General features: G+C 59.4%; 14 protein-coding genes. 11 read left to right on the top strand and 3 right to left on the bottom strand.

Annotated features, from left to right (window positions below; all coding sequences use genetic code 11):
* Positions 1-35: 35 nt before the first annotated feature.
* On the bottom strand, positions 36-1652 hold the full coding sequence (locus tag JAO29_RS04870; RefSeq protein ID WP_334267059.1) for a carboxylesterase/lipase family protein: 1617 nt from the start codon (positions 1650-1652) through the stop codon (positions 36-38).
* A 199-nt stretch (positions 1653-1851) separates the two neighbouring features.
* Between JAO29_RS04870 and JAO29_RS04875 the strand changes: the two genes are divergently transcribed.
* Together JAO29_RS04875 and JAO29_RS04880 are read left to right on the top strand one after the other, a co-directional pair.
* Positions 1852-3165 carry a glucuronyl esterase domain-containing protein gene (locus tag JAO29_RS04875; protein WP_334267060.1) on the top strand — a complete coding sequence of 438 codons (1314 nt, stop codon included), beginning with the start codon at positions 1852-1854 and terminating at the stop codon, positions 3163-3165.
* A 56-nt stretch (positions 3166-3221) separates the two neighbouring features.
* Positions 3222-4361, top strand: coding sequence for a glycoside hydrolase family 130 protein (locus tag JAO29_RS04880; RefSeq protein ID WP_334267061.1), 1140 nt, complete (start codon positions 3222-3224; stop codon positions 4359-4361).
* Between the two features lie 9 nt (positions 4362-4370).
* Here the strand turns inward: JAO29_RS04880 and JAO29_RS04885 are convergent, their stop codons facing one another.
* Together JAO29_RS04885 and JAO29_RS04890 are read right to left on the bottom strand one after the other, a co-directional pair.
* Positions 4371-6830, bottom strand: coding sequence for an ABC transporter permease (locus JAO29_RS04885; RefSeq protein ID WP_334267062.1), 2460 nt, complete (start codon positions 6828-6830; stop codon positions 4371-4373).
* Positions 6831-6991: 161 nt separating this feature from the next.
* A complete protein-coding gene (locus tag JAO29_RS04890) occupies positions 6992-7609 on the bottom strand; it encodes a superoxide dismutase (protein WP_334267063.1) in 618 nt (205 codons plus the stop codon).
* Between the two features lie 221 nt (positions 7610-7830).
* Here JAO29_RS04890 and JAO29_RS04895 point away from each other — a divergent pair, with 221 nt between their 5' ends.
* The 9 genes from JAO29_RS04895 (at position 7831) to JAO29_RS04935 (ending at position 21899) form a co-directional block, all read left to right on the top strand.
* Positions 7831-10269, top strand: a complete 2439-nt coding sequence (locus tag JAO29_RS04895; protein ID WP_334267064.1) for a glycoside hydrolase family 15 protein — start codon at positions 7831-7833, stop codon at positions 10267-10269.
* A 132-nt stretch (positions 10270-10401) separates the two neighbouring features.
* Positions 10402-12405: a transketolase gene (tkt, locus tag JAO29_RS04900; protein ID WP_334267065.1), complete on the top strand. Its 2004-nt coding sequence runs from the start codon at positions 10402-10404 to the stop codon at positions 12403-12405.
* A 207-nt stretch (positions 12406-12612) separates the two neighbouring features.
* Complete coding sequence (locus tag JAO29_RS04905) at positions 12613-13476, top strand: oxidoreductase (RefSeq protein WP_334267066.1); 864 nt, start codon at positions 12613-12615, stop codon at positions 13474-13476.
* Between the two features lie 74 nt (positions 13477-13550).
* Positions 13551-14456 carry a phosphogluconate dehydrogenase (NAD(+)-dependent, decarboxylating) gene (gene gnd / locus JAO29_RS04910; RefSeq protein ID WP_334267067.1) on the top strand — a complete coding sequence of 302 codons (906 nt, stop codon included), beginning with the start codon at positions 13551-13553 and terminating at the stop codon, positions 14454-14456.
* A 28-nt stretch (positions 14457-14484) separates the two neighbouring features.
* Positions 14485-16041: a glucose-6-phosphate dehydrogenase gene (gene zwf, locus JAO29_RS04915; RefSeq protein WP_334267068.1), complete on the top strand. Its 1557-nt coding sequence runs from the start codon at positions 14485-14487 to the stop codon at positions 16039-16041.
* Between the two features lie 85 nt (positions 16042-16126).
* Positions 16127-16918, top strand: coding sequence for a 6-phosphogluconolactonase (gene pgl / locus JAO29_RS04920; RefSeq protein WP_334267069.1), 792 nt, complete (start codon positions 16127-16129; stop codon positions 16916-16918).
* Positions 16919-17962 carry a glucokinase gene (gene glk / locus JAO29_RS04925; protein WP_334267070.1) on the top strand — a complete coding sequence of 348 codons (1044 nt, stop codon included), beginning with the start codon at positions 16919-16921 and terminating at the stop codon, positions 17960-17962.
* A gap of 62 nt (positions 17963-18024) precedes the next feature.
* On the top strand, positions 18025-20628 hold the full coding sequence (locus JAO29_RS04930; protein WP_334267071.1) for a M1 family metallopeptidase: 2604 nt from the start codon (positions 18025-18027) through the stop codon (positions 20626-20628).
* Positions 20601-21899, top strand: a complete 1299-nt coding sequence (locus JAO29_RS04935) for an MFS transporter (protein WP_334267072.1) — start codon at positions 20601-20603, stop codon at positions 21897-21899. The genes JAO29_RS04930 and JAO29_RS04935 overlap by 28 nt, the downstream gene beginning before the upstream one ends.
* Positions 21900-22135: the final 236 nt, after the last annotated feature.

A 22135-nucleotide genomic window follows, 5' to 3' on the forward strand; every position in this document is an offset into this window, starting at 1 on the left:
TTAGGTGCCATTGGCGCTTGACAGCCTGTGAAGGATCACGTGCCGGGCTGGATGTAAGGCGCTTTGGCGATCAGCTTTCGTTCTTCGCCGCGGGGATCGTCTTCTACGCGCGCCGGAGAATCCCACAGCATGGTCGGGCGCTTCGTCAGGTCATAGCGTGGCCACGGGGGCAGACCGGGACGGTTGGGGTCACCGTGCCGGGCGAAGTGGAGCAGCGTGTCGGCGTACTGCGAGGCGAGCCGCTGGGCATCGGGGCTGGTGCCGGTCATCGATGCGGCGAACTCGAGATTGTCGAAGGCGAAGGGAATATCGATGGTGTGGGGAGCACCCCACTTGCCGCCGTCCACCGGAGACTTCCAGGTGAAGTTGTAGACCCAGGTGGGGCCGTTCTGACGGGCTCGGCGTTCCGATTCGATGACCATGCCGTGCCAGGAGCGAAAGGCGGTGGTGACGGCGAAGAAGACGTCCGAGGCCGAATAGGCGGGATACCAGCTGCGGTAGTCGGAGATGATGGAGCCGGTCGAAAGGTCGCCGAGGAACTGGCGATAGTGTTCAAGCTGTGCGGGGAGTTGCGCCCAGTCCAGTGAGAAGAGGGCGGGGTTGGAGGCTCCGATGAGCAGACGGGTCTCGTCGTGGGTGTTGCCGAGGATCATGGGGACGTTGGCAGAGATCGACGGAGCCTCGGGGGAAAACGGATCGTGCGGCAGCGTGCGGCCGTCGTGGACGGGACCATAGTAGTGCCCGGCATGAAGAGCACCGACGAGTCTCTCCATCGAGACCTTGCCCGGATCGCGGAGGCTGTCGAGGGTAGAGGGGGTAAGTTCAAGCGCCTTGAGAACGGCAGCCGCAGTAGCGGTCGCGTGCTCAGGTGTCGTGGCGGTGAGCTGCTGGCCGCTCATGGTCATGACGCGATGGAAGAGGCCTGCGGCCGCAGGCATTGACATCAGAGTGGCGCACTTGGCTCCTCCGCCAGACTGACCGAAGATGAGAACCCGCGAAGGGTCGCCGCCGAAGTTGGCGATGTTGTCCCGGACCCATTCGAGGGCGAGCACGAGATCGAGCTGGCCTGTGTTCCCGGAGTCGCGGAAGAGGTCGCTCAGGGAAGGCGGGGCGAGTTCCGCGAGGTAAAGGTATCCGAAGAGATTGAGGCGGTGGTTGAGAGTGACGATGACCGCATCTCCACGACGGGCGAGGCGAACACCGTCGTAGACAGGGCCATTGGAGGAGCTGGAGGAGTAAGCTCCGCCGTGGATGTAGACCAGAACGGGGCGTTTGCCGTGATCGAGGGCGGGCGTCCAGACGTTGAGGTGGAGGCAGTCTTCGCTGTTGACCGGGCTGGCTGCGTCGAGCGGAGCGAATGTGGAGCGGTCCTGCCGGGCGTGAATCGGCTGCGGGGCCTGAGGACCGAAGGAGAGACAATCGCGGATGCCTGTCCAGGGCTGAGGTCTGACCGGTGGAGCGAACCGGGTGCTTGCAGTGTCGGCACCATAAGGAATTCCTTTGAAGACGAGAATGTCCTGATCGACGAATCCTCGCACCTTGCCGGAGTTTGTGGACGCGACCGGAGGTGCGGTCCACGCCAAAAGTCCTTTGGGAAGGATGGTTCCTGCGGTGAGGAGGGCGGAGGTCTGGAGCAGGCGGCGTCGGTTCATGGCGTGTTGAGGGAGACGGAGGCCGAGGTGTTGCGGTTTCGGCGCTGGGATGGATTGTAAGAGCGGGAGCGGAAGTGGGCGACCAATTTTGACGTTTTGACGTCCATCGACCTATTGTTATCGGCGAGCTTTTCCGGCAACGCATTCGGTTTCGAAGATGAATCAGCGCTCCTGGGGCGCGTAGAACGGGAGTTTGTCGATGGGAGTCAAGCAGGGGATTTCGCTGAGCATGGTTGCGGCCTCACTCGTCTTTACCGGCTGGAGCGTTGGAGCGTGGGCGCAGAATCCGCAGGGTGTGGTGGCCGGCATTCCGGTGAACTATGACGAGGCCAAGGTGGGAACGTATACGCTTCCCGACGCTTTGAAGCTGAACGGCGGCAAGGCGGTGACGGACGCCAAGACATGGTCGAAGAAGCGGCGGCCGGAGATCGTATCGCTCTTCGAGACGCAGCAGTATGGCAGAGCGCCGGGCCGTCCCAAGGGCGAGAGCTTCGACGTGGTGGAAAAGCCAACCCCCGCACTGAAGGGGAAGGCGATGCGAAAGCGAATCGATGTGCATCTGTCGGCGGACAAGAGTGCGCCGGTGATTCACCTGGTGGAGTATCTGCCGGCGGCGGCGAAGAAGCCGGTCCCGATGCTGTTGTGCATCAGCTTCTCGGCACCTTCGAATTCGGTGGATGACCCGGATCTTCCGGTGGGGGAGGTCTGGGACATCAAGACGAAGACGAAGATTCCTGCCAACAAGGCGCGGGCGTTTGGGAAGCTGGACGTAGAGGCGGTTCTGGATGCGGGGATCGGCGTGGCGACGTTCTATTACGGCGACGTTGATCCAGACTTTGCGGAGGGTTTTTCGAGCGGCATTCGTAAGTACTACCTGAAGGCGGGGCAGAGCTCGCGTGGACCGGAGGAGTGGGGCACGATTGCGGCGTGGGCGTGGGGCATGAGCCGGGTGCAGGATTACTTTGAGACAGACAAGAGCGTGGATGCGAAACGAGTCGCGATCCATGGCGTGTCGCGGTTGGGCAAGACGGTGATGTGGGCAGGGGCACACGACCAACGCTTCGCGGCGGTGATTGCGAGCTGCTCGGGTGAGGGGGGAGCGGCGCTGAGTCACCGCGATTACGGCGAGACCATTGCGCACCTGACAGCGCCGACGCGGTATCCGTACCAGTTTGCGGAGAACTATGGGAAGTGGGCGGGATTCCCAGACAAGGCACCGATGGATGCGAACATGCTGGTTGCGCTGATTGCGCCACGACCGCTGCTGCTGCAGACCGGCGACACGGATTTCTGGTCGGATCCGAAGGGAGAGTTTCTCGCGGCGGTTGCGGCAGGGCCGGTCTATAAGCTGCTCGGCAAGGACCCGCTGGATACGGAGACATGGCCGGAGGCGAAGACGCCGATCCTGCATGACCTGAGCTATTACATGCATGATGGAGGGCACGGGATGGTGCCGACGGATTGGAAGATCTATGTGGAGTTCCTGAAGATGCATCTGCACCCGGAGCAGTAGGGCTGGTGCCTGAAGCGGGAGAGGATCGTCTCGCGCGGGAGAGTTCGAGGAGAGTGATGATGCGTGCAGCTTGGATGGCGGTGGTGCTGTTGTGTGGCGTGGCGCCGGTGGTATGCAGTGCGCAGAACGCGGCAGAGGCGCACAGTCCGGACTGGCTGGTGGGGCCGTTTACGAGGCCGGCGGACGCTCCGGTGATAAGCCCCAGGCCGCAGTCGACGTTTACCGATCCGATCTCGGGCAAGCAGGTTCACTGGGAGGCGCTGCACACGTTCAACCCTGCCGCGATTGTGAAGGACGGGAAGATCTATGTTCTCTATCGCGCGGAGGACGATACGGGGGCGATGGTGATCGGCGAGCACACGTCGCGGCTGGGGCTGGCGGAGAGCGACGACGGGCTGCACTTCAAGCGCCTGCCTGAGCCGGTGTTTTATCCCAACCACGACAGCCAGCAGGAGAACGAGGTTCCCGGAGGTGTGGAGGACCCGCGGATCGTCGAGGGTGAAGACGGCACGTATGTGCTGACGTATACCCAGTGGGCGCGTACTCGAGGCGTCTACTCGGTGGGAATTGCGACGTCGAAGGATCTGCGGACATGGACCAAACATGGGAAGGCGTTTGGATCGGAGGGCAAGTACGGAGGGTTGAAGTACAAGTCGGCGGCGATTGTGACGCACCGTGTCGGTGACAGGCTGATGGCGGCGAAGATCAAGGGCAGGTACTGGATGTACTGGGGCGAGATCCAGATTCGCCTGGCGACTTCGACGGATCTGATTCACTGGACTCCGGTGGAAGATGCGAGCGGCAAGCCGGTGGAACTGCTGAAGGATCGAGTGGGAAAGTTCGACAGTGCGTTTCCGGAGAGCGGGCCTCCGCCGCTGCTGACGACGAAGGGGATCGTCGTGATCTACAACGCGAAGAATGCGGAGAAGGCGGGCGGTGATTCGAAGCTGGCTGCGGGGACGTACTCGGTGGGCGAGGCGCTGTTTTCGGCAGACGATCCGACGAAGCTGAAGGATCGTGTGGAGGAGCCGGTCTTCAAGCCGGAGCAGCCTTACGAGAGGTCAGGGCAGTATGCGGCTGGCACGACCTTTGCCGAGGGGCTGGTGCTGTTCAGGCAGAAGCTGTTTCTCTATTACGGGTGTGCGGATTCTCATGTAGGCGTGGCGACGGCACCGGTTCCGGCTATGCTCCAATAGTGCCGAGGTCTACTCTGCGCGCAGGGCCTGTATGGGGTCGATGTGTGCTGCGTGCCGGCAGGGAACAAACGTGGCTGCAGCCGCTGCTATCGCGAAGAGAAGAACGACAGAGATGCTGACGACGGGATCGGTTGGGGCGGTGTCGTACAGCAGAGCGGAGAGCGTGCGGCCGATCCCAAGGCTTGCAGCCCATCCGGCGAGAAGCGCGAGAAGGACGGGCGGCAGGATGGTTTCGGTCATCAGCCAGTACACGCTCTGGCGGGAGGCTCCGAGGGCTATACGAATCCCGACCTCCTGGGTACGTGTCTGGACGACGTAGCTCAAAGTTCCGTAGATGCCGAGGAGAGCGAGCAGCAGCGCGGCTCCGCCAAATGCAAGAAGGATGCTGGTCTCGAGATGCTCCGGAGCGATGGAGTCGCTGACCTGAGAGTCCAGGGTGTGGACGCGAGCAATGGTGACATCGGGGTTGTAGTTCCAGATGGTGCTGCGTACTGTTTCGATGAGCTGCGAGGGATCCTGGGATCCTCGAACGAGAAAATAAGCTGCTCGTGGTGGTGCATCCCAGAAGGGGAGGTAGACCATGTTGACAGGAGCTTCGCGGAGGGAGTTGTTGTGGGCGTCGGCGACGACTCCGACGACGGTGGAGAGATTTCCGTTGCGTTTGAACTGGCGACCCACCGGCTCGCGTCCGGGCCAGACGGCGCGGGCGGTAGCTTCGGAGATTACGGCGTTTCTTGTGCCGCGATCGCTGTCGTTGAGAGCGCGTCCGGAGATGATCTTCTGTTGCAGGGTGGCGAAGTATCCGGGACTGATCCAGCGGTAGTTTGCGAGCGCGTGCTGCTGCTCGGCCTGGTCGGTGGGAGAGACGCCATCGATCCATGTCTCTCCTTCAAGCAGCATCGCGCTGGCCACGGAGGCGGACTGCACGCCGGGGAGGGAGCGCAGCTTTGCGAGGACGCCATCCGCAAAGCTGGCACGCGAGGCTTCGTTGAAGGCCTTGCCCTGGAGGAAGACGTCGGCTGCGACGACATGGTCGGTAGAGAAGCCTTTGTCGAACGTGGAGAGACGGGCGAGGCTTCGGGCAAAGAGTCCTGCGACGAGCAGGAGGGTGACGCATAAGAAGACCTGGGCTCCGATGAGCCAGCGTCGAAGGATGTTGGTCCAGGCCGAGGCAGTGGTTCTTCCCATGCCGTGGAGGACCTGCTGAGGCCTTACACGAAGCAGGCGCAGCGCAGGGAGCACACCGAAGATGAGGGAAGCACCGACGGTGAGCGCAACCGAGAGCGAAAGTACGGTGAGGCTGATGGTGATGGCTCCGGTGCGCGGAATTGCGAGCTGCGCATAGCGCGAGAACCAGTGCACGGCGGCAAAGGCGAGAGCGATGCCCAGAAGTCCACCGGTCACGGAGAGAAGACTTGCTTCGGCCAGAGCACTCTGGATCAGGCGCGCCGAAGAGGCTCCGAGCGCCGAGCGGACCGCGGCTTCCCTGTCTCTGCCGGCGAATCGCGCGAGCTGGACGTTTGCGAGATTGACGCAGGCAATCAACAGAACGCTTGCGACGGCCGCGAAGAGCAGCCACAGACGCGTGGCGGTCTTGCCGACGATCGCATCCTTGAGGGGTTGTACGTAGGCCGAGAGGGCTCCGTGAGGATCTCCATCGAGCTGGTTCGGGGGAACCTGGCGGACGATATCGTCGGCTATGACGTTGAGTTGCTCCTGGGCCTGGGCGAGAGAGACGCCGGGTTTGACATGGCCGAGAACAACAAGGTTGCCGAAGTCGCTCATCCAGCCAAAGTTGTGGAGAGGATTGAGGACCAGAGGAGAGATAACCTCAATCTCCGGCAACTGTCGCGCGATTGGCGAAGAGGCCAGCTCATTTGCCTTGGGGAAGTAGAAGCTTTGCGGAAGGACGCCGATGATTTCATGCGGCGTTCCGGCGACGTTGATGGTTCGTCCGATGACATTGCGATCGCCATGGAAGAGATTCTGCCAGATGCGCCAGCTGATGAGGACGACGTTCTGATGGCCTTCTGTCGTCTCCTGAGGAAGAAAGTTCCGGCCAAGAATGGGCTGTATGCCTAACACGTCCAGCAGGTTGGCCTGGCCGTTCACTCTGCCGACCAGTGCGGGATGGTCTCCGCTTTCGCGGCTCACCCCGACAGAGTTCGCCTGCAACACAGTCATATCGCTAAAGGCGCTGGCGCGTCTCTGCCAGAGGTCGATATGCCGTGGATTTGGCCCGGTGTAAGGGAAGAGCTTCTCGAGGAAGCGTACCCGCTCCCAGACGGCTACGAGCCTGCCGCTATCGCGGTAAGCGAGAGGCTTGAGAAGAACGCCGTCGACGATGCTGAAGAGCGCAGTCGTCGCGCCTATCCCGAGTGCAAGCGTCAGGATGGCGGTGATGGCGAAGCCGGGCGACTTTCTTAGCTGGCGGAATCCATAGCGAAGGTCCTGAGGAATCGACTGCATGGAGTCTCCCTTGTACGGCGACACGATGAGATGTTTGTGCCTAAAGGTACGCCGGTTCCGGGAGAATCGTTCCGGGATTTTGCCTGGGTCGCGAATCACGAGACCAAAAGATAAGGCTGCCTGAGGGCAGCCTTATCTTTTTGTGGTGATGGGGCCAATACTTATTTGTAGTTCTTGGCGGTCTCGTAGCGCTTGTTGACTTCGTCCCAGTTGACGGTGTTCCACCAGGCTGCAAGGTACTCTGGGCGCCGGTTCTGATACTTGAGGTAGTAGGCGTGCTCCCAGACGTCGTTGCCGAGGATGGGGTAAAGTCCCTGCGACAGAGGATTGTCCTGGTTGGGGGTGGTGACGATCTCTAGCTTTCCGCCCTTGAAGACAAGCCAGCCCCAGCCGGATCCGAACTGCTTGGCGGTGGTCTCGTTGAACTGCTTCTTCAGAGTTTCGAAGTCGCCGAAATCGGTCTTGATCTGGTCAGCGATGGCTCCGGTGGGCTCGCCACCGCCCTTCGGCTTCATGATCTGCCAGAACATGGTGTGGTTGACGTGTCCGCCGCCATTATTCTGCACAACTTTGCGCACATCTTCGGGGATGGAGCTGAGATCCTTGAGGAGATCTTCGGGTGACTTGGCGCCGAGCTCCGGATGTTTTTCGACCGCGCCATTGAGGTTGGTCACGTAAGCCTGGTGATGCTTGTCGTGATGGAGCTTCATGGTCGCTTCGTCGATATGGGGCTCGAGTGCGGCGTAGTCATAGGGCAGAGGGGGAAGTTCGTATGCCACTTTGTCTCTCCTGTGTCTTTGCAGTTCGTGCCGGCCGCGGATGTGGATGGGCCGGGTTTCAAGTTGTTGAGATGCCCGAGACGCTGGGTGCGATGCAACTTAGCCAGCGCGCACGACAAATAGTCGTAACCTCGGCAATGATAGCGCAATCAGAGTATTGACACCTGTTTCACAAAGGAGCGGGTAGTACAGCACGAGAGGATTTGCGTTCTAATAATGCCATGAGCACACTTTCTGGGAATTACCGTTGGCTGGATGACGAGGGGACGGCATTTGGAGCGCCGGGGTTGGAACCGCGGTGGACTTCAAGCAGAAAGGATGCGGTGGGAACTGCCTACTCGGCCTCGAGCCGGGTCTGGTACACGATGTCGCATGGAACGCTGAACGAGATCTACTTCCCGACGATCGATCGTCCGCAGACACGCGATATGGAGCTGCTGTTCAGCGACGGCGATACGTTCTGCCACGAAGAAAAACGCGATATCGACTACACGTTCGAGTATGTCGACGGTGCGGCGCTTGCAGTGCGGATGCAGGGACAGGAGCGCGGAGGCCGTTACCGGGTGACGAAGGTCGTTACTGCGAATCCGCATTTCTCCTCCGTCCTGATGCACGTGAAGATCGAGGGGGAGGAAGAGGTTCTGAGGCGGATGAAGTGTTATGCGCTGCTGGCTCCTCACCTGAATGGCGGCGGCGCGGGCAACTCGGCGCGTTCGGTGGATGTAGCGGGCAAGAGATGCCTGTTGGCCTGGAAGGACAACACCTCACTTGCGATGGGAGCCGATTGTGGGTTTACGCGCTCGTCTTGCGGATACGTGGGAGCGAGCGACGGCTATCAGGATCTGTTTGAGGACATGAAGATGACCTGGCAGTTCGGTCAGGCTCTCGATGGAAATATAGCTGTTACAGGTGAGATTGACGTTGCGATGAATCGCGAGTTCACCATCGCGCTCTCCTTCGGGGAGGGGCATCATGCAGCGGTTGCCGGCATGCTGCAGAGTCTTGCAACACCCTTCGAGAGTCATCTGAAGCGCTTTCTGCTGCAGTGGGGAAGGGTGTCTTCGCCCGAACTTCTGGCGGCGCAGGCTACCGACGAGGGATGGCTGGCGCGAATCAGCCACAATGTCCTGCTTGCGCACGAAGACAAGACCTTTTCGGGAGCTTTCATCGCTTCCGCTTCCATCCCATGGGGCGCGGCGCGGGGTGACTACGACCTTGGTGGATACCACCTGGTATGGACGCGGGACATGGTGCAGACCGCAACTGCGCTGCTGGCGTGCAACCGGGACGAGACTGCCCTGCGAGCACTGGTCTATTTAGCGAGCACGCAGCGGCCGGACGGAAGCTTTGCGCAGAACTTCTGGATCGATGGAACGCCTTACTGGCTGGGGATTCAACTTGACGAAGTCGCTTTTCCGATCATGCTCGCGTGGCGACTCTGGAAGCATGAAAAGCTTGGAAGCTTTCAGATATTTCCCTTTGTGGAACGTGCGGTAGCGTTCCTGGTGAAGTATGCGCCGATCACGCAGCAGGAGCGGTGGGAGGAGACGGCCGGATATTCTCCTTCGACGCTGGCGGCTGTTATTGCAGGGCTCTTGTGTGCGGCGGATATATCGCGCGCGCATTCATCGCTGGAGCTGGCAGATTTTCTGGAGGGATACGCGGACTGGATTGAGGCACATCTGGAGGAGTGGACGACGACCAGCGATGGCATGCTGCTGCCAGAGGTAAAGCGTCATTATGTCCGCATCCAGCCTCCCGCGCCGGGAGAGCCGTTCCATGACGCCACGGTTCCGGTGGGTTCGTTCCGGATTGCGAACCGGGGACCGGAGGAGAGAAACGTCTTTGAGGCTCGAGAGGTGGTCGATGCCGGATTTCTGGAGCTGGTGCGGTACGGAGTTCGGCGGGCAGATGATCCGTTGATTGTGGATTCCCTGAAGGTGGTGGACCATGTGCTGAAGATCGACACTCCTTTCGGTCCCTGCTGGCGGCGCTATAACCACGATGGCTATGGGCAGAGGAAAGATGGTGGTCCCTTCGAGGGGTGGGGGCAAGGACGTGCGTGGCCTTTGCTGACGGGGGAACGGGCTCACTATGAGGTGGCGGCGGGAAGAAGCTGCAAGAAGCTTACGACGGCGATGGAGAAGTTCAGCTCAAAGGGCGGCATGCTTCCGGAGCAGATCTGGGACAAGGCCGATCTTCCTTCGGAAGGGATGTATCACGGCCGGTCTGCGGGGGCGGCCCAGCCGCTGGTGTGGGCCCACTCCGAGTATCTGAAGCTGTTGCGTTCGCTCGCAGACGGGGAGGTCTTCGATCGGATCCCGATTGTGGCCGAGCGCTATGCCGTGGACGCAGATAAGAGAAGCTTTACCAACCACAAGCAAATCTACTCTGACGGGCGTGCCGTCAGGACGGTTCCAGCGGGGTATACGCTCCGGATTGTGGATTTCGAACGTTTCAATGTGGTGTATACGATGGACAACTGGGCGACGAAGAATGAGGTTCACGCGAAGATGGTGAGTCAGTCGGTGGCCTATGTTGATATCCCGACCGAAGCGAATCAAAGGGGAAAGATCATCTTCACGAAGGAATGGCCCCAGGATGAGACTTCGGATCGCTGGCTGGGAAGGAATATCGAGGTAGAGATCGTACCCGCTTAGTCTTTGGGGCGGTGAGATGCGGCAGGGCCGGGGACGCCTGTACACTGGGTAAGGCTAATGCCCTAACACGAAAATAACGCGAATTGAGCGCCGCGACGCGAGCGCCGGAACCTGAAAAGGAAAAAGAAAAGAATGAGCGAACAGCAGACCGATCAGCAGAATGCGCTTGACCAGCTCTCCATCAATGCGCTCCGTTTTCTAGCCGTCGATGCGGTGGAAAAAGCAAAGTCAGGCCATCCTGGCGCGCCCCTTGGCTGCGCCCCTATCGCTTATCTGCTGTACCACAAGCTGATGAGGCACGATCCCACGGATCCGCTCTGGATCAATCGCGATCGGTTCGTGCTGTCGAATGGCCATGCTTCGGCCCTTCTTTATGGCGTGCTTCATCTCTCTGGATATGACCTGCCGATGTCGCAGCTGGAGCAGTTCCGGCAGTGGGGTTCGCACACTCCGGGCCATCCCGAGTACGGCGAGGCTCCAGGTGTCGAGGTTACGACCGGTCCGCTGGGTCAGGGTTTTGCGATGGCTGCGGGTATTGCCACGGCGGAGAAGCATCTCGCGGCGGTCTACAACCGGGACGAGCACGCAATTGTTGATCATTTCACCTATGCGCTGTGTGGCGACGGCGACCTGATGGAAGGCATCTCGCACGAGGCTGCCTCGCTGGCGGGAACCCTGAATCTCGGCAAGCTGATCGTGCTTTATGACGACAACCTGATCTCGCTGGATGGACCGACCGAACTTAGCTTTACCGAGGACGTCACGAAGCGGTTTGAGGCCTATCACTGGCACGTGCAGATGGTGGACGACGGCAACGACCTGGTCGCCCTGGAAGCTGCGATTAAGGCTGCGCAGGCAGAGACGACCCGGCCTTCGTTGATTCGTGTGCGGACGGTGATCGGTTATGGAAGCCCGAAGGCCGGAACCAGCAAGGTGCACGGCGAGGCTCTCGGAGCCGAGGCGGTGAAGGCTACGAAGAAGAACCTCGGCTGGCCCGAGGACAAGAGCTTCTATGTTCCCGAGGAGGCTGCGAAGAACTGGGCGCAGGCCAAGGAGAAGGGCAAGAAGGTTCATGAAGAGTGGCAGAAGGGCTTTGAAGAGTACAAGAAGGCCTATCCCGAACCGGCGGCGGAGTTCGATCGCGTTATCAAGGCGAAGCTTGCGGATGGATGGGAGAAGAAGATTCCCTCCTTCCCGATCGAGAAGCCGGTGGCGACTCGCAATGCAGGGCAGATTGTGATGAACGCGATTGAGAACGTCGTGCCTGAACTGTTTGGCGGCGCTGCCGACCTGACGGCCTCCACCAAGACGATCTTTAAAGATTCAGCGAACTTCCACGTGGATCCGAAGGGCCGGAACGTCTTCTTCGGTGTCCGCGAGTTTGGCATGTGCGCGATGGTGAATGGAATGGCGGCGCACGGTGGCGTGATCCCATTCGGCTCTACCTTCTTCACCTTCTCGGATTATGCCCGCAATGCGATCCGCATGGCGGCGCTGATGAGTGTGCACTCGCTGTTCATCTTCACGCACGACTCGGTTGGCCTGGGCGAGGATGGACCGACGCACCAGCCGATCGAGCAGCTTATGTCGCTTCGCCTGATTCCGCAGCTGACGGACTTCCGTCCAGCCGACGCCAATGAGACGGCTGCTTGCTGGCAGCTTGCCCTGGAGCGGAAGAGCGCGAGCTTTATGGCGCTGTCGCGTCAGGATCTTCCGGTTCTGGATCTGGCCAAGTACAAGGTCTTCGAGGGAACTCGCAAGGGTGCTTATGAGCTGGAGAGTGCAGGCAAGGACATCATCCTGATCGCAACCGGCTCAGAGGTCTCGATCGCGATGAAGGCAGCCGAGGAGTTGAAGTCTGCAGGAATCGGTGTAACGGTGGTTTCGATGCCGAGCTTCAAGATCTTTGACGAGCAGGATGAGGCGTACAAGGCTTCGATCTTCCCGGAGAACACGCCCAAGCTTGCTATCGAAGCCGGAGCGACGATGGGGTGGTACAAGTACATCGGCCACAACGGCGGCGTGATCGGACTGGATCGCTTTGGGGCATCCGCTCCCGGACCGATCGCTCTCGAGAAGCTGGGCATCAGCGTCGGCCACATTGTTGAGAAGGCAAAGCAGTTGGTCAAGAAGTAGCAGAAGAGGGCGAGGAGAATGACTCCTCGCCCTTCGTTTCACCGGCCTTGTTTCGCGTCCGAAGTGAAGCGGCAAGCATCTCAAGAGAGAGAGCACACGAGGCTCTTCTTGCTCAACCGCCTTCGCAAGATCCGGATGTTGCAAACCCTTTGCCTGGCAGACGGGTTGTCCTCGTTCTCTGGCCGCTCGAACGTCTGAGGAGATGGAATGTCAGAAGGAACCAAGCCGCGGACGTGGTTTATCACGGGAAGCTCGACTGGATTCGGACGTCTGCTGGCTGAAGAAGTACTGAAGGCTGGCGAGAACGTGGTGAGCACGGCTCGGAATGTAGATCAGATTGCGGATTTGGAGAGCAGATTTCCTGGCCGCGCCCTCGCGCTTCCCCTGGATGTAACCCGACAGGAGCAGGTAGACGCTGCGGTCGCAAAGGCCGTGGAGCGATTCGGCGGAATTGACGTCCTGGTCAACAATGCCGGCTATGGTGTGACGGGCGCGATTGAAGAGGTATCCGACGCGGAGCTGGAGCCGATGTACGCGACCAACGTGTTCGGCCTGCTGCGTGTCACGCGGGCGGTTTTGCCGCAACTTCGCAGGCAGCATAGCGGGCATATCCTGAATCTCTCTTCGATCGGCGGTCTCACTGCGTCGCCGGGATGGGGACTGTACCAGAGCACGAAGTTCGCTGTCGAAGGACTCTCCGAGGCGTTAGCTCAGGAGATTGCGCCGCTTGGAATTCGAGTCACGATCATCGAGCCGGGTCCGTTCCGTACGGACTTTCTGGGCCGTTCCGGTGTGGAAGCTCAGAAGAGGATTGAGGACTACGGCGCCACGGCCGACAACGCGCGGCGATATCGTAGCAACCAGCACGGGAAGCAGCCAGGAGATCCCCGGAAGGCGGTTCGGGCGATGATGCAGGTGGTGGATTCGCCGAACCCTCCGCTTCGCTTGCTGCTGGGGGCGGGAGCCCTGGAACGTGTGAGGCAGAAGCTGGAAGTCTGGCAGAAGGAGATGTCGGCCTGGGAGAAGGTTACGGTTGGCGCGGACTTTCCCACGGAGACCCTCGAGCCCTGAAGCGATCTATGAAGGCGCGCGGTTACGCGTGATAACGGAGACGGCATAGCCGTTCAGCTAGAAAGGAAACACGGATGGAACTTGGACTTATCGGACTCGGCAAGATGGGCTTCAATATGGCCGAGCGGCTAAAGCTCGCCGGCCACAAGGTTGTTGGTTTCGACTTCAATAAAGAGACGACCGCGAAGCTCACGGAGACGGGATCTCTTGGTGTGAATTCGCTGGAAGATCTGGTGAAGAATCTCTCGGCTCCTCGCGCGATCTGGATCATGGTTCCATCCGGCGACCCGGTAGATCAGACGATCGCCAAGCTTGAGGCCCTTCTCGACAAGGGCGACACCATCATCGATGGGGGGAACTCAAACTACAAGGACACGCAGCGACGTCACGACGAGGTCGTCAAGAAGGGATTTGAGTATGTCGACTGCGGCACATCCGGAGGAGTCTGGGGGCTGAAGGAAGGCTACAGCATGATGATCGGCGGAGATAAGACTCCGGTAGAGCGGCTGACCCCGATCTTCGAGGCGCTTGCACCTTCTCCTACTGAAGGCTGGGGCCATGTCGGGCCGTCGGGAGCAGGACATTTTGTGAAGATGGTGCACAACGGCATCGAGTATGGCCTGATGCAGGCCTATGCGGAAGGCTTCTCGATCATGAAGGCGAAGCAGGAACTCGATCTGGACCTGACGCAGGTTTCGCATATCTGGCAGAAGGGTTCGGTTGTGCGCTCGTGGCTGTTGGACCTGACGGCAGATGCTCTCGACAAGAATCCGACGCTTGCGGGACTTGAAGCGTGGGTTCCGGATTCGGGCGAGGGCCGCTGGACGGTGATGGAGGCGATCGATCTGAACATATCGGCGCCAGTGATTACGGAATCGCTCATCCGCAGACTGCGGTCGCGCGAAGAGAATAACTTTACCGATCGCATGATCTCGATCATGCGCGGCGCCTTTGGCGGCCACGAGGTCAAGAAGGCTTAACCCTGAGTAGATTGTAAGGAAGATCGATATGGCTACCACACAAGTTCAAGTAGGTTCGGATAAAGCGGCGGCCGCTCGTAATAACGAGCGCACCCCCGATCCATGCATCGTCGTCATCTTTGGCGCATCCGGTGATTTGACCAAGCGCAAGCTGCTGCCAGCGCTGTATCACCTGCAACAGGCTAACCTTCTGCCCCAGGAATTCGCTGTCCTTGGTGTAGCGCGAAGGCCTCTGGAGGAGAGCTTTGCTCCGGACATGATGGAAGGTATCGTCGCAGGCGGCGGTGTGGAGGAGAGTGATCCTAAGCTGGCTCCCTTCATCGACCGAGTGCAGTATCACGCGATGAACTTCGATGATGGGGCAGGCTACGAGTCTCTGAAGAAGAAGCTCGCGGAGATGGACGGAAAGTTCAATACGCGCGGCAATCGCCTGTTTTATCTGGCGACGGCGCCGGAATACTTCTCGGACATCATCAACTATCTGGGCGAGAACAAGATGGCCCAGCCTGAAGAGGAAGTGGACGGCAAGACTCCCTGGGTTCGAACGATCATCGAGAAGCCGTTCGGTCACGATCTGGAATCGGCCCGCGCGCTGAACGATGAGGTGAACAAGGTCTTCAACGAAGACCAGATCTTCCGTATCGATCACTACCTGGGCAAAGAGACGGTGCAGAACATCCTCGTCTTCCGCTTCGCTAACGGCATCTTTGAGAACGTCTGGAACCGCAACTATATCGATCACGTGGAGATTACCGCCGCAGAGTCGATCGGTATTGAGGGCCGCGGACCGTTCTATGAGCAGGCCGGAGCGTTGCGTGACGTGGTACAGAACCATGTGATGGAGCTGTTGAGCTTTGTCGCAATGGAGCCGCCCGTCTCGTTCCAAGCGGATGCGGTCCGTGCCGAGAAGGTGAAGGTGTGGAAGGCCATCTCGCCCATACATCCTGCAGATACGGTTCGCGGACAGTATGGTCCGGGCATCGTGGACGGCAAGCCTGTTCCGGGATATCGCCAGGAGGACCGTGTTCATCCACGGTCGCAGACCGAGACCTATGCTGCGGTGCGGCTGGAGATCGAAAACTGGCGCTGGGCGGGAGTTCCGTTCTACATCCGCGCAGGAAAGCGGTTGGCGAAGCGCGTGACGGAGATTACGATCCAGTTCAAGCAGCCTCCCATGCTTCTGTTCAAAGGCGGCGAGTGTCACGATTCAAGTGGCATCAAGCCGAACCTAATCTCGATGCGCATCCAGCCGGACGAAGGCATCTCTCTGCGCTTCGGCGCCAAGCTGCCGGGGCCGAGCATGGATATCAGCCCGGTGCAGATGAACTTCAGCTACGCCGATGCGTTTGGCAAGTCTTCTGCCAACGGGTACGAGCGCCTGCTGCTGGACGCGATGCTGGGCGACGGCACGTTGTTCGCTCACCGCGATGGCGTGGAAGCGACTTGGGCGCTCATGACTCCCATTCTGAAGGCATGGGCCGAGACTCCGGTGAAGGACTTCCCGAACTATGCTGCCGGAACGTGGGGACCTTCTGCTGCCGATGCTCTCCTCGAATCTGAGGGACGCAAGTGGCGTAAGCTTTAATTTCGTCCGGTTCCGGCAAAAAGTCCAACTCTTTGCCGGGACCGGAACCATTCTGCTGGATCCAACCGCATCTCAAATACAAAATATGCCCCGTCCTGTCGTTATTACGTATCGTGTCTTCTCTAGTCCGGCCGAGGTTGCGAAGGCCGCAGCTGAACTCTTCACCTCGTCCATGGTCTCTGCCGCGACGGCTCGCGGTACTGCGCGGGTTGCGATCTCGGGAGGAACCACCCCGAAGGCTATGTTTGCTCTCTTAGCGGACCCTGCTCAGCCCTTCGTAAATGAAATCCCATGGGACAAGCTGGAGCTCTTCTGGGTGGACGAGCGTTGTGTTGGCCCGGACGATGCCGAATCCAACTACAGGATGACTCGCGAGGCTCTGCTTTCGAAGGTTCCTCTGTCCGCAGATCGGATCCACCGGATGGAGGGTGAACTGCCTCCGGAAGAGGCAGCAGCACGTTATGAGGCAACGATTCGTAACAGCTTCAAGTTGGAAGGCGCAGAGACCCCTACGTTCGATCTGATCCTGCTGGGTATGGGAGACGATGGGCATACCGCATCGCTCTTCCCGCACACAGAGGCCATTAATGAGATGAGCCATATCGTTGTGGCCAATCATGTACCGCAGAAGGACACCTGGCGCATCACGCTGACCTGGCCGGTGATCAATCAGGGCAGGGAAGTAGCCTTTCTGATTGAAGGCACGGGCAAAGCAAATGTGCTGCATGAGGTGCTGCAGGGTCCCTACCAGCCGGATACGTATCCTTCGCAGATTATCCGTCCAGCAAGCGGAAAACTAACGCTCTTGCTGGATGCTGCCGCGGCCGCCAAGCTGCCGGAGCCATCGAACGGTATCGGAACTCTGGAGTTGAACTAGATGATTCTTGCTGGTGATGTTGGCGGTACGAAGGTCCACCTTGCACTGTATGACTTCGAAAATGGCCGGCTCCATCCTCTTCGCGATGAGAAGTACCCTGCAGGCCACTTCGCTTCGCTCGACGACGTCATCAACATGTTTTTGGCGGGTGACGCACAACATCCCCCGACCAAACGGGACCAGATTCTGGCTGCGTGCTTCGGGTGTCCGGGACCGGTCCGGGATGGCAGGTTGAAGCTGACAAATCTTCCCTGGACACTCGATGCGCGTGATCTCTCGCGCTCGCTGTCGATCAAGCACGTCTTTCTCATCAACGACCTTGAGGCAAACGGCTATGGCATTCCAGAGCTCGCTCCCGACCAGATACATACTCTGAGCGCCGGCGATCCTGAAGCTACAGGACATCGCGGGCTGGTGTCGGCAGGTACAGGGCTGGGTGAGGCTCTGCTGATCTGGAACGGGAGAAAGCACAGCCCGATTCCTTCAGAAGGCGGACACTGCGATTTTGCTCCGCGATCGGCTCGTGAAGTAGCGCTCCTGGAATATCTGCTCAGCACGCTGAAGGGCCGGGTCAGCTTTGAGCGCGTCGTCTCCGGGCTTGGGTTAGGGAATATCTACAGCTTCTTGCGCGATGTAGAGAAGCTCGATCAGCCCAACTGGTTATGCGAACGGATGAAGACAGAGGATCCGAACGTTGTGATCGGAGAGTGTGCTGAGGATGGATCAAGTTCGATCTGCTTCGAGACGATGAAGATCTTCGCTTCGGCATACGGCGCAGAGGCCGGCAATCTTGCCCTCAAGGTGCTTGCCACGGGCGGCATTTACCTGGGCGGAGGGATTGCGCCGAAGAGACTGAAGACGATGCAAAACGGCTTCTTCATGCAGGCGTTCCTCGATAAGGGACGCATGTCGGCGCTGCTGCAGTCGATCCCGGTACGAATCATCCTCGACGATACCTGTGCTCTGCTGGGAGCCGCGGGCTATGCCGAAGCTCGTGCGGCAGAGCTGGGCAGCGGTTCTGAACGAGCTGCCTCGGTTAAATAGCTGCGTAGCATCTCGTCACGAACCGGCAGGTTGGCGAGGCTTTTGGGTATTCTTAAAGGAATATGTACTCTTTTGCTGTTTGCCGCCGCCTCCTCGCCGTTCTTTTGTTTTTTCCTCTTTTTGTTTCAGGGCTCCATGCGCAGCGCCTTCCGGGCGGCGCACATCCTGAACACTACTCCCTGGTACTGACGCCGGATCTGAACGCGGCGACTTTTCAGGGAGAAGAGACGATCGACGTTGTGCTGGATGCGCCGACCAGAACAGTGACGCTGAATGCAGCTGAGATCAAGTTCCTTTCGGTCAAGGCAGCCTCCCAGACGGCTGAGGTTTCGGTGAATACGGCCAAGGAGCAGGCGACCTTCACCTTCGCGCACGAGCTTCCCGCGGGTAAGACGACGCTTGCAATCAGCTATAGCGGAATTCTCAACGACAAGCTGCGCGGGTTTTACCTATCGAAGACCAAATCCCGGAACTATGCGGTCACTCAGTTTGAGCCGACGGATGCGCGCCGAGCCTTTCCGAGCTTCGATGAACCGGCGCTGAAAGCAACCTACGACATAACGCTGGTGATCGACTCCCGCGACACTGCAATCTCGAACACGCAGATCGTTTCGGATACTGCCGGCCCGTTGGCGGGAAAACACACGGTGAAGTTTGCGACGACTCCGAAGATGTCCACCTATCTCGTTGCGTTCCTCGTAGGCGACTTCCAATGCACAAGCGGCAAGGCTGACGGTGTGCCGATTCGCGCCTGCGCAACTCCTGACAAGGTCGCGATGACGAAGTTCGCGGTGGAGAGCGCAGCGTACATTCTGCCCTATTACGACAAATATTTCGGGATCAAATATCCCATGCCGAAGTTGGACATGGTGGCGCTGCCGGACTTCGAGGCAGGCGCCATGGAGAACTTTGGATGCATCACCTATCGTGAGACCGATCTTCTGGTCGATGAGAAGTCCGGCGCGATTCCGGCGAAGAAGCGTGTCGCGATCGTTGTCGCTCATGAGATGGCACACCAGTGGTTCGGCGACATGGTGACCATGCAGTGGTGGGACAATATCTGGCTGAACGAAGGTTTCGCGACCTGGATGGAATCGAAGCCGGTTGCCAAATGGAAGCCCGAGTGGAACTTCCCGCAGGACGATGCTCGCGACCTGGATACGACGTTGAATCTCGACTCTCAGAAGACGACACGCACGATCCGGGCGAAGGCAGAGACGCCGGGGGAGATCAATGAGATGTTCGACGGGATCGCCTACGGCAAGGCCGGCGCGGTTCTGGGCATGCTGGAGAACTATCTGGGCGAGGAGACCTTCCGCCAGGGAGTTCATAACTATCTGGCTGCGCATCTCTATGCGAATGCGACCGCGGAAGACTTCTGGAACGCGCAGACAGCAACGTCGCACCAGCCGGTGGACAAGATCATGCAGAGCTTTGTCACCCAGCCGGGTGTACCTTTGTTGAGCTTTTCGCAAGACAAGGCGGGACAGGTTCCCGTAGCTCAGAGCCGGTTCTTCCTATCTGGGGCGGCTGCTGACCCTTCACAACGCTGGACACTTCCGGTTTGCATCAAGACGTCGGCCAAGCCTGAATGCCACCTGATAACGCCGAACGATGCCGCGGTTCCGCTGCCATCCACTGCCGCGGGAAGTTTCTTCTACGCGAACGCCAATGCGAAGGGATACTACCGGACGAGCTATACGGCATCTCAACTGGACGCAATTGTGGCGGCTGCTGAAACGAAGCTGAATCCGCAGGAACGGATTGGGCTGCTCGGCGATCGATGGGCGCTGGTTCGCTCGGGACAGGCCGATGTCAGCGGCTTCCTGAATCTAGTGCTGGCATTGAAAAAAGATCCCAACGGGCTGGTGATGGAGAGTTCGCTGGACAAGGTGAAGTCGATCGATGCTCGCATCGCGACGGACGAGGACCGCACACAGCTCGCTGAGGTGATCCGGCGTGAGTTCAGCCCAATTTATGCTTCGTTGGGTCACCCAAACAAGAGCGATTCCTACGATCGTCAGCTGCTACGAGCGGAGCTGATGGAGATTCTTGGCGATGCCAAGGATCTCGCTGTGCTGGCAGAGGCTAAGGACATCACAGAACAAGCCTACGGGCCCGGCGCGCGCAAGAGCAAAGGACTCGATCCGATTCTGACGCAAGCTGCGATCTCCGTGACGGCAGAGCACGGAGATGCTTCGCTGTATGACAAGGTCCTGGCGGCAAGTAAAGATGGCAGTGATCCCGGGTTGCAGTCGGAGGCTCTGCGGACCCTGGCCTTGTTCAGCGATCCGCAACTGGTGCGGCGCACGCTCGACTATGTGGTTTCAGGCGAGGTGAGGAATCAGGACAGCTGGATCCCGATGGCCATCCTGCTGTCGTCCCGCGATACTCGCGAGACGACGTGGGAATACATCCAGCAGCATTGGCCGAAGGTGCATGCGCAGTTCACGACCAACTCAGGTTCGCGCGTCGTAGCGGCAGCGGGAACCTTCTGTTCGGTAGAGAAGCGCAATGAGGTCTCCAGCTTCTTCCAGACCCACAAGGTCGATGCCGCGGAACGGACTTTGGCTAAGACGCTGGACAATATCGACGATTGCGTCCGCGTGCGTTCTACACAGGAGCCGCGCCTTGAGCAGTGGCTGGCGAGTCAGCGCAAACAGTGACGACCTCGGTTGAAGCGAGCACGCGGCGAGCTTCCATGGTTCGGCAGTGGGCTCCAGCTTTGTCGATGACACTGCTGGGCCTGCTGAGCTATGTGGATCGTAGCGTGCTCGCGATTCTGAGCCCCACAATTCTGGCAGCACTTCATCTGTCGGCAACCCAGTACGGCTACGCCATCCTGGTCTTCAGCCTCAGCTATATGGTGGCGAACCCCATCTGGGGTCTCTGGATGGACCGCGCGGGCCTCTGGATCATTACGATCATTGCGGTGGCGATATGGTCGATTGCTTCGGGGAGTCATGGGCTGATGATGGGCTTCGCAGGGATGTGCTTCGCGCGGGGTGTGCTTGGCTTCGGCGAGGGAGCGACCTTTCCGGCGGGCCTGAAGACAGTGACCGAGACACTGCCGGAGGAGAAGCGTTCCTTCGGGCTGGGGATTGCTTACAGCGGAAGCTCGCTCGGCGCTGCGGTCACGCCATTGCTGATTACACCGGTTGCGATTCGCTGGGGATGGCGCGCCGCGTTTGGAGTGACGGCGTTACTCGGCGTCTTGTGGATCGGTCTGTGGTGCGTGCTGCGGGTCTGCGGTTGGTATGCCGCCCCAGCAAATGAGGCTTTGAGGACAAGGGAACTCCCCAGTGCGAGTGGCTCTCGCTGGAACCGCAACCTGTTTGCGGCTGCAGCGGCATATGGCCTGGGGGCGGCTCCATTGGCTTTCGGACTCTATGCTGCGCCGCTGTACCTTACTCGCGTGATGCATCTGAGCCAGGCTTCGCTGGGGCACCTGCTCTGGTTGCCTCCCGCAGGTTGGGAGGCAGGCTACCTTGTCTTTGGAAGATTGGCAGATCGCAGACGCCGTACTGACCTGGAGGACGGCCGATCGAGGAGGCCGGGCGATGTCTTCCTTGCGCTGTCTGCTGCTGGATTTCTGATTATGCTGGCGCCGTTGGCTGCTCAAACCCGGCTTCCCGTTACAGCCACCATGGTTCTGTTCTTCCTGCAGATGTTCGTGGCCGGAGGGTTCGTGGTATTCGCGCTTGCTGACGGAATGGCAGTGCTGCCTAAAGAGCACTCCGCATTTCTCGCTGGCTTCTCCATCTCGGCCTGGGCACTTGTGACGGGGCTGCTGATGCCGGTGCTTGGACATCTCTTCGATCACCGGCAGTACGTGCTGACGTTCTGGCTGGTGGCATGTCTTCCGCCCGTCGGAACCGCTCTATGGCGCATCCTTTCGACCTCGAGATCTTCATCTGCTAGGACTCTGCTTCCCTAATCGCCAGAGCACCCGTGCGGAAGCGCGCGTCTGCCTGATCATGCGGCTTTCTCTACGAGATGTCGATCCCTTTAAATTTCGCTCCCGATAAGGTCTAACCAATAAATCACGGAGGTCTTCCGGCGTGGAAGTCCAACGATCTCATCGAACTCCAAGTAGCCCAGTTTTTGCAGCTAATCCAGCAGTGACATTTTCCGCCGATTGCGCTTGACAGATGTCGAGATAAAAGTGGATTC

This window comes from Edaphobacter sp. HDX4, from assembly GCF_036877565.1.
Taxonomy (GTDB): domain Bacteria; phylum Acidobacteriota; class Terriglobia; order Terriglobales; family Acidobacteriaceae; genus Edaphobacter.